The 13,822-nt window shown below is 70.7% G+C and carries 12 protein-coding genes; 7 read left to right on the top strand and 5 right to left on the bottom strand.

What is annotated here, in order from left to right:
• Positions 1-6: 6 nt before the first annotated feature.
• Positions 7-2,052, top strand: a complete 2,046-nt coding sequence (locus tag VH569_RS16930; RefSeq protein ID WP_423316373.1) for an NAD(+) synthase — start codon at positions 7-9, stop codon at positions 2,050-2,052.
• A gap of 64 nt (positions 2,053-2,116) precedes the next feature.
• Here the strand turns inward: VH569_RS16930 and VH569_RS16925 are convergent, their stop codons facing one another.
• From VH569_RS16925 to lptF, 3 genes are all read right to left on the bottom strand, one after another.
• Positions 2,117-2,668, bottom strand: coding sequence for a flagellar biosynthesis regulator FlaF (locus VH569_RS16925; RefSeq protein ID WP_109049562.1), 552 nt, complete (start codon positions 2,666-2,668; stop codon positions 2,117-2,119).
• Positions 2,669-2,756: 88 nt separating this feature from the next.
• Positions 2,757-3,767, bottom strand: coding sequence for a glycosyltransferase family 9 protein (locus tag VH569_RS16920; protein ID WP_423316372.1), 1,011 nt, complete (start codon positions 3,765-3,767; stop codon positions 2,757-2,759).
• Positions 3,764-4,927 (bottom strand): LPS export ABC transporter permease LptF, encoded by a 1,164-nt coding sequence (gene lptF / locus VH569_RS16915; protein ID WP_423316371.1) that lies wholly within the window; start codon positions 4,925-4,927, stop codon positions 3,764-3,766. The genes VH569_RS16920 and lptF overlap by 4 nt, the downstream gene beginning before the upstream one ends.
• Before the next feature lie 162 nt (positions 4,928-5,089).
• Between lptF and VH569_RS16910 the strand changes: the two genes are divergently transcribed.
• The 4 genes from VH569_RS16910 to VH569_RS16895 all read left to right on the top strand — a co-directional run bounded on the left by VH569_RS16910 (position 5,090) and on the right by VH569_RS16895 (position 10,658).
• Positions 5,090-7,252 carry a tetratricopeptide repeat protein gene (locus VH569_RS16910; RefSeq protein WP_423316370.1) on the top strand — a complete coding sequence of 721 codons (2,163 nt, stop codon included), beginning with the start codon at positions 5,090-5,092 and terminating at the stop codon, positions 7,250-7,252.
• A gap of 76 nt (positions 7,253-7,328) precedes the next feature.
• The gene (locus VH569_RS16905) at positions 7,329-8,693 is read left to right on the top strand and encodes a PQQ-dependent sugar dehydrogenase (RefSeq protein ID WP_423316369.1); all 1,365 of its coding nucleotides are present in this window, start codon (positions 7,329-7,331) and stop codon (positions 8,691-8,693) included.
• 63 nt (positions 8,694-8,756) lie between these two features.
• A complete protein-coding gene (locus VH569_RS16900; RefSeq protein WP_423316368.1) occupies positions 8,757-9,899 on the top strand; it encodes a cysteine desulfurase family protein in 1,143 nt (380 codons plus the stop codon).
• 87 nt (positions 9,900-9,986) lie between these two features.
• Positions 9,987-10,658 carry a hypothetical protein gene (locus VH569_RS16895; protein ID WP_423316367.1) on the top strand — a complete coding sequence of 224 codons (672 nt, stop codon included), beginning with the start codon at positions 9,987-9,989 and terminating at the stop codon, positions 10,656-10,658.
• Positions 10,659-10,722: 64 nt separating this feature from the next.
• Here the strand turns inward: VH569_RS16895 and VH569_RS16890 are convergent, their stop codons facing one another.
• Positions 10,723-11,451 (bottom strand): porin, encoded by a 729-nt coding sequence (locus VH569_RS16890; protein WP_423316436.1) that lies wholly within the window; start codon positions 11,449-11,451, stop codon positions 10,723-10,725.
• A 231-nt stretch (positions 11,452-11,682) separates the two neighbouring features.
• Between VH569_RS16890 and VH569_RS16885 the strand changes: the two genes are divergently transcribed.
• Complete coding sequence (locus VH569_RS16885; protein WP_423316366.1) at positions 11,683-12,057, top strand: hypothetical protein; 375 nt, start codon at positions 11,683-11,685, stop codon at positions 12,055-12,057.
• Complete coding sequence (locus tag VH569_RS16880) at positions 12,054-12,860, top strand: hypothetical protein (RefSeq protein ID WP_423316365.1); 807 nt, start codon at positions 12,054-12,056, stop codon at positions 12,858-12,860. Before VH569_RS16885 ends, VH569_RS16880 begins: the two co-directional genes overlap by 4 nt.
• Before the next feature lie 172 nt (positions 12,861-13,032).
• Here VH569_RS16880 and VH569_RS16875 read toward each other — a convergent pair whose 3' ends face one another.
• Positions 13,033-13,794, bottom strand: a complete 762-nt coding sequence (locus VH569_RS16875) for a 5-oxoprolinase subunit PxpA (RefSeq protein WP_423316364.1) — start codon at positions 13,792-13,794, stop codon at positions 13,033-13,035.
• Positions 13,795-13,822 lie beyond the last annotated feature (28 nt).

Genomic DNA, 13,822 nt, shown 5'->3' with positions numbered 1-13,822 from the left:
CGGGTCATGAGCTTCACCTCGATCTATCGCCACGGCTTCGCGCGGGTGGCCGCCTGCACCACGCGCAGCACCCCCGCCGACCCGGTGGCCAATGCCGCGGCGGTGCTGGAGGCGGCGCGCACCTGTCACGACACGTCGGTGGCGGTGGCGCTGTTCCCCGAACTGGCGCTGTCCGGCTACGCCATCGACGATCTGCTGATGCAGGACCCGCTAATCGACGCGGTGGAGCAGGCGATCCTCGATCTGGTGCAGGCATCGGCCGGTCTGATGCCGCTGCTGCTGGTGGGGGCGCCGCTGCTGTATGACGGGCGGCTCTACAACACGGCGGTGGCGATCCATCGCGGCGAATTGCTGGGCGTGGTGCCGAAGCAGCATCTGCCGAACTACCGGGAATTCTATGAGCGGCGCCAGTTCGCGTCGGGCGCCGGCACCGAAGGCGGGACGATCCGCATCGGCGACCTGACCGCGCCCTTCGGCCCCGACCTGCTGTTCTCCGCCGAGGACCAGCCCGGTCTGGTCGTCCATGCCGAGATCTGCGAGGATCTGTGGGTTCCGGCCCCGCCCAGCACCATGGCGGCGCTGGCCGGCGCGACCATCCTCGCCAACCTGTCGGCCAGCAACATCACCATCGGCAAGTCGGACACCCGCCGGCTGCTGGCGAAATCGCAGTCGGCGCGCTGCCTCGCCGCCTATCTCTATTCGTCGGCCGGGGCGGGGGAATCGACCACCGACCTCGCCTGGGACGGCCAGACCTCGATCTTCGAGAATGGCGAGAAGCTGGCGGAGACCGACCGCTTCCCCGACGGCGCCCAGATGGCGGTAGCCGACGTCGATCTCGACCTGCTGCGCCAGGAGCGGCTGCGCCAGGGCACCTTCGACGACAACCGCCGCCTGTTCCCCGACGCCACCGGCGGCTTCCGCACCGTCGCCTTCCGGCTCGACGCGCCGGAGACGGATGTCGGGCTGATGCGCGTGGTGCCGCGCCTGCCCTTCGTCCCGGCCGCCGCCGAACGGCTGGAGCAGGACTGTTACGAGGCCTACAACATCCAGGTCGCGGGATTGGTGCAGCGGCTGCGCGCCACCGGGATCAAGACGGTGGTGATCGGCGTGTCGGGCGGCCTGGACAGCACCCACGCGCTGATCGTCGCCGCCCGCGCTATGGACCGGCTCGGCCTGCCGCGGACCGGCATCCTCGGCTACACCATGCCGGGATTCGGCACCAGCGAGGGCACCAAGTCCAACGCCTGGAAACTGATGACGGCGCTGGGGGTGACGGCCAGGGAACTCGACATCCGGCCGGCGGCCAACCAGATGCTGCGCGACATGGACCACCCCTACGCCCGCGGCGAGGCGGTATACGACATCACCTTCGAGAATGTGCAGGCCGGCCTGCGCACCGATTACCTGTTCCGCCTCGCCAACCAGCACAACGGCATCGTGCTCGGCACCGGCGACCTGTCGGAGCTGGCGCTGGGCTGGTGCACCTATGGCGTCGGCGACCAGATGTCCCATTACAACGTCAATGCCGGCGTGCCGAAGACGCTGATCCAGCATCTGATCCGCTGGGTCGGCCGCACCGGCCAGTTCCAGCAGGAGGTATCGGCGACGCTGGACGCCATCCTGAAGACGGAGATCTCGCCGGAACTGGTGCCGGCCGGCTCCGACAAGGCGCTGCAAAGCTCCGAATCCGTGGTCGGGCCGTATGATCTGCAGGATTTTACCCTGTTCTACGTGCTGCGCTACGGCTTCCGCCCGTCGAAGATCGCCTTCCTGGCCCGCCATGCCTGGTCCGACGCCACGAAGGGCGACTGGCCGGAGGGCTATCCGCTGGAGAAGCGCCGCGCCTACAGCCCGGCCGAGATCCGCGACTGGTTGCGGGTGTTCCTGCGCCGCTTCTTCGGGTTCAGCCAGTTCAAGCGCTCGGCCATGCCGAACGGCCCGAAGGTGAGCGCCGGCGGCTCCCTCTCGCCCCGCGGCGACTGGCGCGCCCCGTCGGACGGCAACGCCCGCATCTGGCTGGAAGAGCTGGACCGCGAGGTTCCGGCGGAGTGAGAGGACAAAAAAGGCCGGCGCCCCATCGGAGCGCCGGCCTTTTCCTTGTCGGTCGCGACAGCGATCAGATCGAAATGCGCAGGGACTCGCGGTTAACCGGGGCGGCGTCCGGGGCGGTCATCGGGCGCGGCGGCACGGCGGGGCGCATGCCGGCCGGCGGCTGGCCCGGCGCCGGAGCGGCCTGCGGGGCCTGGGGCGCTTGCGGAGCGGCCGTCTGCGGCGTGCCCGGATGCGGCTGGGTCGCCTGCTGGGCGGCGATGAACTGGCCCTGGGCGGTCAGGCCGCTGGCGACGTTGCGGTTGATGTTGACCAGCGTGTCGATCTTGCCGAAATCCAGGTCGATCAGACGGTTGGTCGTCTCGCGGTCGACCAGCAGCGACAATGCTGCGATGTTCGTGCGGACTTCCGGCGGATGGCCGCAATCCTCCTCCGTGATCGCCGCCTGGAAGATCGTCCACAGGCGCTGATTCAGCTGAAGGGCCTCGCGGTAGGCCTTTTCGTCCTTGGCATGGCTGGCGGCGATGATACGGCGCGCCGCTTCCGCCAGGGCCCAAGCCTCGACATCGCGCGGATTGTCCGAGGTCGGCTTGTTGGCGTAGGTGGGAGTCGGCTTCATTCCAAACCCTCGGGGGAAAACCCATCCGGTGGGGGCGGACCTGCCCCTTTGCTTCGTCCCGGAAGTGTCGGTTATCCGACCGGCTTTGTCAACGCAACGGGGGTAGTTCGGCCGGTGCGGAAGACCCTGACGCAAACTGGTCACAAGTTCTATGCGTTTCGGCGAGGAGTGCCGCCGCCGTTTCCGCCACCCGGTCCTCGTCGATGCCGTCCATCAGCCCGCGGGCGTTGGGGTCGGCGGTGACGCGGGCCAGCAGCTCCGGCTGCGGAACGCTGCTGACCACCACCCGCCCGCGCGGCCCCCAGGGACCGTAGATTGCGGGATAGCCGGGACCGAACAGTCCGACCGTCGGCACGCCCGCCGCCGCCGCGATGTGCATCAGCCCGCTGTCGTTGCCGACATAGAGCGCCGCCCGCTCCAGGCAGGCGGCGGCGGCCATCGGGTCGGTGCGGCCGGTCAGGTCGATGGCCCGCGGACCCAGCGCCGCCAGCACCGGCTGCGCCCGCTCCCGCTCCGGCCCGGCGGCCAGCACCGCCACCCGGGCGCCGGCCAGCGGCCCGCCCTCCCCGGTCAGGCGCAGGGCCAGCCGGGCGAAGCGCTCCGCCGGCCATTCCTTGCCCAGCCAGTTCGCCGTCGGCCCGATGGCGAGGAACGGCCCGGTCCCGGCGGGGATCAGGGCGTCGGCCTGCCGCCTCGCCTCCGCGTCGATCCACAGGCGCGGGGCCGGCGGCGGCGACAGGCCCAGCACGGCGGCATTCTCCTCCACCTTGTGCATCGGCCTCGCCGCCTTGGCGTGGAAGGCGCGGCGCCGCGCCGGCACCAGCCGCCCGACCGCCGAATTGCGCAAATCCACCACGAGATCCCAGCGCGTGCCGACGCAGTCCAGCCACAGCCGCAGCCAGTGCCGCGCATAGGACCGCTTCGCCAGCGGGATCAGCCGCTCCAGCCCCGGCACCGACCGGAACAGCGGCGCCGGCAGCGGCCCGCAGGCGACGGTCAGCCGCGCGCCCGGATAGGCGTCGGTCAGGTGGCCGAGCAGACCGGTCGACAGCACCGCGTCGCCCAGCCGGTTGGAGGTGATGAAGAGAATGCGGCTCATGACGCCGACCCGGCCGGGCCGGCATCGGGGTGGGCATCGAGGTCGGCATCGGGCGCCCCCTTCCGGCGCCCCGGACGCAGGCTGAGGCCGCGCGACATCACCCAGAGCGGCGGCAGCAGCATCGCCAGCGGCATGGCGTACATCAGCGGCACGAAGACGGTGGCCTTGCCGGCGAGGCTGGTCAGGCCCAGCGCGCCCGCCTGCAACCCCATCACCGCCAGCACGGCGATGGTGACGCGGGAGGACTGGCCGCGCCGGTTGAACTCGCCCGACAGCAGCGCCGACAGCGCCACCAGCGCATAGGTCAGGGCCAGCAGCGGCGAGGAGAAGCGGTGGTGCAGCTCGGCGATCAGGCCGCGGCGCATGCGGTCGTCCTGGGCCGGGACGTTGCCGTCCATCAGCTCCGCCGTCGTGCGTTCGCGGGCGTCGGGCCAGCGGTCCGCCGCCTGGGGCGCCACCGCCTTCAGGTCGACGGCATAGCGGTCGAAGAACAGCTGCGACAGCCGGTTGGTCTTGCGGTCCAGCTCCTGCCGGTTGCCGTCATAGACGACGAAGCGCGTGCCGTCGGGGCCGGTCTGCATCACCGCGCGGTCGCCCATGATCGTCACCGGCTTGTCCGGCTGGCGCCCGTCATGGATCAGCACCTTGTGCAGGTTGCCGTCGGAATCGCGGTCGCGCAGGAAGACGCTGAAGCGGTCGCCGACCTCGTTGAACACGCCCTCGCGCAGGAACAGCTGCGAATAGTCGCTGCGCACGGTGTATTCCATCCGCACCAGCTCGCGGTGGGCCGCCGGGGTGATCCAGATGTTCAGGGTGAAGACGACGGCCATCACCCCCACCGCCAGCGCCAGCGCCGGGGTCGAGAGCGAGAAGGGGCCGACGCCGGCCGCGCGCATCACCACCAGCTCGCTGTCGGTCGCCATCTTGTTGTAGGTGAACAGGATGGCCCCGACCAGCGCCAGCGGCAGCACGATGCCGAGGAAGGTCGGCACGGTCAGCAGCAGCAGCCACAGGAACATGCCCATCGGCGCGCCGGCGCTGACCACGATCTCGATCAGGCGCAACGACTGGCTGAGCCAGATGGTCAGCGTCAGGCCGGCCGTCGAATAGAGCGTGGCGATCAGCAGGTTGCGGAACAGGTACCGTTGCAGTCGGTTCATCGGGGATCGGCCGGGGGCTGTATACGGCCGGCAAGCTGACCGTCCCGGCCCGCCGGGTCAAGTGTTGAAAACCGCGCGCGCCCACACGGGTGCCCGCTTGGGCGCCCCCTCGGACTGGGAAAGCGCTGGCGCCCGCCCGCGCCAGCCGGTATGACGGTCGTCATGGCGACGATCCAGGAAGCGATGGCTGCCGCGGTGGCGCATCATCAGGCCGGCCGGCTCGGCGAGGCGGCGGCGCTCTATCATGCCGTCCTGGATGCCCTGCCCGGCCATGCCGACGCCGCCCATCTGCTGGGCGTCGTCCACCTGCAATCCGGCCAGCCCGACCGCGCCGTCAGCCTGATCCGCGGCGCCATCCAGCACAACCACCGCGTCGCCGATTATCACGACAATCTCGGCAGCGCGCTGAAAGCGCTGGGCCGGCTGGAGGAGGCGGTGGCCGCCCACCGGCAGGCGGTCCGCCTGCGGCCGGAGTTCGCCCAGGCGCTCTACAATCTCGGCAACGCGCTGGAGGCGCAGGGCCGGCTGGAGGAGGCGGCGACCGCCTTCCGGCAGGCGGCGGCGCGCCGTCCCGGCTATGCGCGCGCCCGCTTCAACCTGGGCAATGTGCTGGCCGCACTGGACCGGCGGGCGGACGCGGACGACGCCTACCGCGCCGCCCTGGCCGACGATCCGACCTTCGTCGAGGCGCATGCCAACCGCGGCGCCCTGCTGCTGGCGCTGGAGCGACCGCGGGAGGCGGCGGCGGATCTGAGCCGCGCCCTGGCACTGCGCCCCGACCATGCTCCGGCCCTGTCCAACCTCGCCGCGGCCCGGCTGGCGCTGGGCGACCGCGACGGCGCCGAGCTTGCGGCCCGCCATGCCGTGGCCGCCCGCCCGGATCTGGCCGACTGCCTGCTGCGGCTGGGCGAGGTGCGCCAGCGCGCCGACCGGCTGGGCGCCGCGGCCGACGCCTACCGGACGGCGCTGGCCTGGAACCCGGCGCTGGCGGAGGCGCAGGCCAACCTCGCCCTGGTCCGCCAGGGCCAGGGGCTGCTCGACGCGGCGGAGGCCGGCAACCGGCGGGCGCTGGCGCTCGATCCGACGCTGGCCGACGTGCGCTCCAACCTCGCCTATCTGCTGCTGTTCCGGCCAGGGGTGACGGCGGCGGCGGTGCTGGAGGCGCATCGCGACTGGGACCGGGTCCATGGCGCGCCGCACCGCGGGCGCTGGGTGAAGCCGGGGAAGGCAGGCGCCCGGAAGGGGCCGCTGACCGTCGCCATCCTGTCCGGCGATTTCCGCCGCCACCCCGCCGGCCTGTTCGCCCTCCGCACGGTGGAGGCGCTGCCCGGCCACGACATCCGCCTGCTGCTCTACGCCAACCAGAGCGAATCCGACGACGTGACCGGCCGCTTCCGCAAGGCGGCGGCGCAATGGACCGCGGTCGCCGGCCTGACCGATGCGGAGCTGGCGGCGCGGATCCGCCACGACCGGCCCGACGTGCTGATCGACCTTGCCGGCCACAATGCCCGCGGCCGTCCCGGCGTCTTCGCCCGCAAGCCGGCCCCGGTCCAGGTGGCGTGGTCGGGCTATATGGCGACGACCGGGCTGGCGGCGATGGATGCGCTGGTCGCCGACCGCCACCATGTGCCGGACGGGATGGAGGCCTTCTATGCCGAGCGTGTGCTGCGCATGCCCGACGCCTTCATCGCCTACGATCCGCCGGACGTCGAGGAACTGCCGCTGACGCCGCCTCCCTGCCTGTCGGGCGGGCCGGTCACCTTCGGCAGCTTCAACATCCTGACCAAGTTGAACGACGGCGTGCTGGCGGCCTGGGCGGCGATCCTGGGCCGGGCGCCGGGATCGCGCCTGCTGATGAAGACCAAGGCGCTGTCCTGCCCCGACACCGCCGCCCTGTGGCGCGGCCGGCTGGCCGCCGCCGGCATCGATCCCGGCCGGGTGACGATGGTGGGCGCCACCGGCAGCCTGGACCATATGCGCTGGTGCGCGTCGGTCGATGTGGCGCTCGACCCCTTCCCCTTCTCCGGCAGCACCACGACCCTGGAAACGCTGTGGATGGGGGTGCCGGTCGTCACCCTGCCGGGCGAGACCTTCTCCAGCCGCCATTCGCTCGCCTTCCTGACGGTGGCCGGCGTGGAGGGCTGCATCGCCGCCGATCCGGCCGATTACGTCGAGCGCGCCGTCGCCTGGGCCGCGGACCGGCAGGGGCTGGCCGATCTGCGCCGCACCTTGCGGACCCGCATGGCCGCCGGGCCGCTGTGCGACGGCGGAAAGCTGGCCGCCGCCCTGGCGGGGGAACTGCGGGCCCTGGCCCTGCCGCACTGACGGCGGAACCAACCCGAATGCGCCGGCGTTGAACGTGGGTACTCCCTCCACGCTTACAGACGCGGGAATTCGGCGCATGCACAGCACCACACGGCTCGCCTTCATGCTTTCGGCGACGGTCGCCGTCCTGTCGCTCGCCGGCTGCGGCGATCAGGCGTCCCTGCCGGTGTCGGCCGGCACCGGCCCCAACCCGACGCTGCCGGCGCCGAAATCCACGCTGATCCCGACGGTCAACATCGCCGACGCCATCGGCTGGCCGCAGGGCGCGCAGCCGGTGGCGGCCAAGGGGTTGAGCCTCACCGCCTTCGCCACCGGCCTGGACCATCCGCGCTGGATGCTGGCCCTGCCGAACGGCGACATATTGGTGGCGGAGACCAACGCCCCGCCGAAGCCGGAGGACGGCAAGGGCATCAAGGGCTGGGTCATGGGGCTGGTGATGGGCAAGGCCGGCGCCAAGACGCCCAGCGCCAACCGCATCACCCTGCTGCGCGACAGCGACGGCGACGGCAAGGCCGATGTCCGCGAACCCTTCATCGAAGGGCTGAACTCGCCCTTCGGCATGGCGCTGGTCGGCGGCGACCTCTACATCGCCAACAGCGACGCCGTGGTGAAGGTGCCCTACAAGCCGGGCGACACCCGGATCGCCGCCAAGCCGGTGAAGGTCGTCGACCTGCCGGGCGGGCCGATCAACCACCATTGGACCAAGAACATCATCGCCAGCCGCGACGGCACCAAGCTCTATGCCACCGTCGGCTCCAACAGCAATGTCGGGGAGAACGGGATGGAGGCGGAGCAGGGCCGCGCCGCCATCTGGGAAATCGACCTGAAGACCGGGGCGCACCGCATCTTCGCGTCGGGCCTGCGCAACCCGAACGGCATGGACTGGGAGCCGACCTCCGGCGTCCTGTGGACCGCCGTCAACGAGCGCGACGAGATCGGCAGCGACCTCGTCCCCGACTATATGACCTCGGTGAAGGACGGCGGCTTCTATGGCTGGCCCTACAGCTATTACGGCCAGCATGTCGACCAGCGGGTGGAGCCGCAGCGCCCTGACCTCGTCGCCAAGGCGATCCCGCCCGACTATGCGCTGGGTCCGCACACCGCCTCGCTCGGCCTGACCTTCTCCCGCCAGGGCGACCTGCCGCCGAACCTGCAGGAGGGCGCCTTCATCGGCCAGCACGGCTCGTGGAACCGCGACCCGGCCAGCGGCTACAAGGTGATCTTCGTGCCGTTCCGCAACGGCAAGCCGTCCGGCGAGCCGGTGGACGTGCTGACCGGCTTCCTCGACAAGGACGGCAAGGCTCAGGGCCGCCCGGTCGGTGTGATCCTGGACAACAAGGGCGCCCTGCTGGTCGCCGACGATGTCGGCAACGCGATCTGGCGCGTCGGCGGCACCGCCACCGCACAGTCGGCGGAACGGCCGGACCAGCCGGCGAAGTGAAGGCAGGGAGGGGAGGCGGGCATCTCCCCTCCCCTTCCCCGTGCGATGGCGCGATACTGTGCCATGATCTATCTCGACCATCTGGCCTCGACGCCGCTCGACCCGCAGGTGCTGGAGGCGATGCTGCCCTGGATGCGGATTGACGCGGCCGGCAACCCGCACGCCGCCCATCCGGCCGGCTGGCGCGCCGCCGATGCCATCGAACAGGCAAGGGGCGAAGTCGCCGCCCTGGTCGGCGCGCAGCCGGGCGAGGTCGTCTTCACCTCCGGCGCCACCGAGGCCAACGCGCTGGCGTTGCTGGGCGGGGTGCCGGCGGGCGGCGGCTGCGTCGTTTCGGCGGTGGAGCATGCCAGCATCCTCGGCTGCCTGCCCGAGCTGCGGCGGCGCGGCCATCCGGTGGCCGTGCTGCCGGTCGACGGCAGCGGCTTGGTCGATCCGGCCGGATTGGACCGCGCCCTGGCCGGCCTGCCGAAACCGTCCCTGGTCTCGGTGATGGCCGCGAACAACGAGGTCGGGACGGTCCAGCCCCTGGCAGAGCTGGCCGCGGTCGCCGCACGACATGGCGCGACGATGCACAGCGACGCGGTGCAGGCGCTGGGCACGCGCACGCTCGACATGGCGGCGCTCGGGCTGCACGGCCTCAGCCTGTCGGGGCACAAGCTGTATGGGCCGATGGGCATCGGCGCGCTGATCGTCCGGCCGCCCTTCCGGCCGGTGCCGGCCTCGGCCGGCGGCGGGCAGCAGCGCGGCTTGCGGGCGGGAACGCTGCCGACGCCGCTCTGCGTCGGGCTGGGCGCCGCCTGCCGGCTGGCGCGGCAGAGACGGGAGGAGGATGCCAGCCGCATCGGCGCGCTGCGTGACCGGCTTTGGCAGCGCCTGCACCAGCGGCTGCCGGGCATCCGCCGCAACGGAGCGGTCGACGGGCTGGCCGGCTGCCTGAACGTCACCGTTCCCGGCATCGACGCCGCCGACCTGCTGCTGGATCTGCCGGAGCTTGCCGTCGCCACCGGGTCGGCCTGCCACAGCGGGGCTGGCGAGCCGTCGCATGTCCTGCTGGCGCTCGGCCTGTCCGCGGCGGACGCCCATGCCAGCCTGCGCTTCGGGCTGGGCCGCGGCACCACGGCGGCGGAGGTGGACGAGGCGGTTGACCGGCTGACCACTGCGTTGGGTTCGGCCGCGCTGGGATCGGCAAATCCAGGGGAATGAATCGGCCCGCCGGAGCGTCCTCCTTCAACTGGCTCCGCCGGCAAGGGCTGATCTGGCGGGGAAAACAACGGCAAAGGGAGAGAAACCATGATCGGTGCGAGCATCCGGACCGCGGCGGCGGCCGCCTTCCTGTTGGCGATCCCGGCGGCTGCGTCGGCGCAGCAGGCCGGCCCGTCCGCCATGACCTTCTTCGTCACCAGCGCCGGCACCGGCAAGGGGGCCGATCTCGGCGGGCTGGCCGGTGCCGACCAGCATTGCCAGCAGCTGGCCCAGGCTGCCGGCGCCGGCAGCCGCACATGGCGGGCCTATCTCAGCACCCAGGCCGCCGACGGCCAGCCGGCGGTCAATGCGCGCGACCGCATCGGCAAGGGGCCCTGGCAGAACGCCAAGGGCGAAATGGTCGCCCGCTCGGTCGAAGAGCTGCACGGCACCAACGCCCTGACCAAGCAGACCGCGCTGAACGAGAAGGGCGAGGCGGTCAACGGCCGCGGCGACCAGCCCAACACGCACGACATCCTGACCGGGTCGCAGCCCGACGGCACCGCCTTCCCCGCCGGCCAGGACATGACCTGCGGCAACTGGACCAGAAGCGGGACCGAGGGTGCGGCCATGCTCGGCCACCATGACCGCATGGGCCTGGACGAGCAGCCGCCGGCGAAATCCTGGAACTCGTCGCACGCCTCGCGCGGCGGCTGCAGCCAGGACGCGCTGAAGAGCACCGGCGGCGCCGGGCTGCTCTATTGCTTCGCGGCGAACTGAGCGGTTCGCCACCGGCTGAGGCGGGGGGGATGGTGATGCCATCGCCCCGCCGCAGCCGATGCGGTCAGAACACCAGACGCGCGCCGACCTTGACCACCGTGCCCATGGATTCGGCACCGGTGTCGATGTTGGTGTCGGCCATCACCTGCCAGCGCGGCGTGATGCGATAGGCCAGATCGGCGAGGTAATGGCCGCTGGCGGCACCATTCTCCGGCAGTGTCCGCCGCGCCCGGAAGGACAGGGTCATGTCGCCGCTCCCATAGGCCAGCGCCGCGTTCAGGCTGCGCACCGACACGCCGTCGGACTCCTGCTGCTGGCGCAGGTCGCCGTCGAGCGTCACGCTCTGCCAGGCGAACTGGGTGCCGACGATCCAGGACTGGCGCGGCAGGCGGCGGCTGTCGCTGCGCACCCGCGCCCGGCTGGTCCCGGCGGAAAAGCGGGTGCTGATGCCGCCCATCAGGATGGTCTTGCGCACCGCCGCCTCCACCAGATGCATGGCCTCGCGCGGGTCGGGCATGTCGCCGGCCCCGCGCGGCATCGGGGTGTAGCTGGCGCCCAGTTCGAAACCGCGCAGCGGCGGGGTGTAATAGCTGAGCTTCGCCGTCCGGCTGCCGGCCCCGGTGGAGGCCGGCACGGCCGCCGCCCCGACCAGCCGGTTGCGGGCGCTGTCGGCCTGCCCGATCTCAAGCTCCCCCCATGAGACATCGACGGCCAAGAAATGCCGCTGATCTGAAAAACTACCCTTTTGGTATAGGATATCCGCAGACGCACCGGTTGCCGATAAAATCGTCATTGCCGCCAGAATAGGCATGGAAATGCTTCGTTTCATTTGGCAAGCCCTGTGCTGTTCGGCCGATGGTCGACTGTCCGTTTGGTCGATACGGCCTTGTGTATCCTTTCCGGTTTGAGAGATGTTCGTCTAAAATTCTGACAAAACTGTGACCCGCTCTTTGCATGCTGCGATGCAAAAATTTGGGGTCACTCGCGTTATGCGTGAGGTCGGTGCGGGCGGATATCCACCGCGGTGGCGATGAACACCGACGGCCGCCGCATCAGCGTGACCAGCCCCTATCCGACCTCCACGGGCGGCGGCTTCCATTATCGCTGCCGGGACACTCTGAAGCGGTGCTTCTTCGTGCCGTCGCGCACCATGTCCGACGCCGTCTGGAACCGGCCGACGACCAACGCCACCCCCAAGCGCCACGGGCGTGAACTGCTCCGGCATCGCGAGCAACGTCAACAGCAATGGCGACTGGACCGTCAACTTCCGAATTTATTGATCGACCCGCAACACAGCCTTCGGTACAGTGAATACGCTGTATCGTTACTAAAAAGTGTCATGGCTTGCCGGCGCATCAAGCCGCCGGCAAGCCGCCGGCAGCGGGAGAGTGACCGATGAACGTACTGACTCCCACGGGCACAAGTCGGCAGCCGCCCGTTCAGTTCGCCAGCACGCCGCCCACCTCCAAGGGCATGGCGGAGGCGGCGGGTGAAAGCGGCGGCCCCACCGGCGGTGCGCGCGACACCGCCGCGGTCGTCACGCTGTCGAAGACGGCCCAGACCTCCCTGTCCGGTCAGGCTGCCGCCCAATCCGCCGGGAAAAAGGATTTCGCGACCGTCGCCAAGGACGCCCGCACGACCATCGATGCCAAATACGCCGAGCTGGCCGCCAAGGGCAAGCCGATGGACTATATGCACGCGACGCAGGAGAGTTGGGACACCGTCTTCGGCGGACTGGACCGCCGCTCCCTCTACGCCATCGCCAGCAACAGCGACGGCAGCTTTTCGAAGGACGAACAGGATACCGCCCAGTCGATCATGTCCCAGCAACAGGGGCAGGCCATGATGGCCGCCGACCCGACGGGCAACAATCCCGCAGCCCGCTATCGCGCCGGAGCATCCTTGCTGGACGGCGCCAGCGACGAGGAGAAGACGTCCGACAACTGGGCCGTCCAACGTGCCGCCGCCCAGTTCGGCTATGAGCAGTCGATGCGCGACAGCGGCCAGGAACCCGATGCCCTCGACAGCGACAGCCCGCTGGTCCGCATGATCAAAGGCGCCCTGGACGGCCTCAAGGACAAGGTGCCCGGCGCCGTCGCCACGGGCGGCTATGTCAAGGATCTGAAGGACATGCCGCTGTTCCGCAACGGCGTGCCGCCGGTCGCGGCCGGTGCGGACAGGCCGCTCGACATCAGGGCCTGATCGAGCGGACATGAATGCAGTCCTACGCCGGAAGCGGCCCGACATCCGCTGAGCTTCCGGCCCGATTTCCTGTCGCAGCAGACCGCCATCGAAGCGGCCAGGATCGGGCTGGACGTCGCCCGGAACCAGCACCGAACCGCCTCATATGAGAGCCCGACACCGCGCTCGACTGCTAGACCACCGCCGCCACCACGACGCCCGCCGCTTCCAATGCACGGCGGACGGTTGCCGCCATGGCGACAGCGGTCGGCGTGTCGCCATGGACGCAGATGGTGTCCGCCACGATGGGCAGCCGGGTGCCGTGCCGGCTCTCCACCGCCCCGTCCAGCACCATCCGTACCACACGGGCGGCGGCCAGATCCGGATCGTGGATCACCGACCCGGCAACGTTGCGCGGCGTCAGGGTGCCGTCATCCTCATAGGTGCGGTCGGCGAAGGCTTCGCGCGCCACGCGCAGGCCCAGATCCTGGCCGGCGCGCTCCATGGCGCTCAGCGGCGGGACGACGAACAGCAGGGCGGGGTCGACCGCCCTGACGGCGCGGGCGATGGCACCGGCCAGATCCGGTTCCACCGCCGCCATGTTGTAGAGGGCGCCGTGCGGCTTTACATGGGTCACCCGCCGGCCCGACAGGGCGGCGCAGGCCTGGAGCGCGCCGACCTGATAGGCGACCAGCCGCTCGACCTCCGTCGTCGCGATGCCGCGCATGACGCGGCGCCCGAAGCCGGAGCGGTCCTCGAAGCCGGGATGGGCGCCGATGCGGACCCCCTTCTCTCCCGCCAGCTTGGCTGTATCGGCCATGATGGTGGGATCGCCGGCATGAAAACCGCAGGCGATGTTGGCGGAGGTGACGATGTCCAGCATCGCCCGGTCGTCGCCCATGGTCCAGGCGCCGTACCCTTCCCCCATGTCGCAGTTCAGATCGATGCTCGGCATGGCGTTTCTCGCTCGTTCAATCGTCAGA

Origin of the sequence: Azospirillum sp. 11R-A (assembly GCF_049472615.1) — a bacterium.
Taxonomy (GTDB): domain Bacteria; phylum Pseudomonadota; class Alphaproteobacteria; order Azospirillales; family Azospirillaceae; genus Azospirillum; species Azospirillum palustre.
Note: the sequence above shows the minus strand (reverse complement) of the source record. Positions and strands in the feature narration are given on the sequence as shown.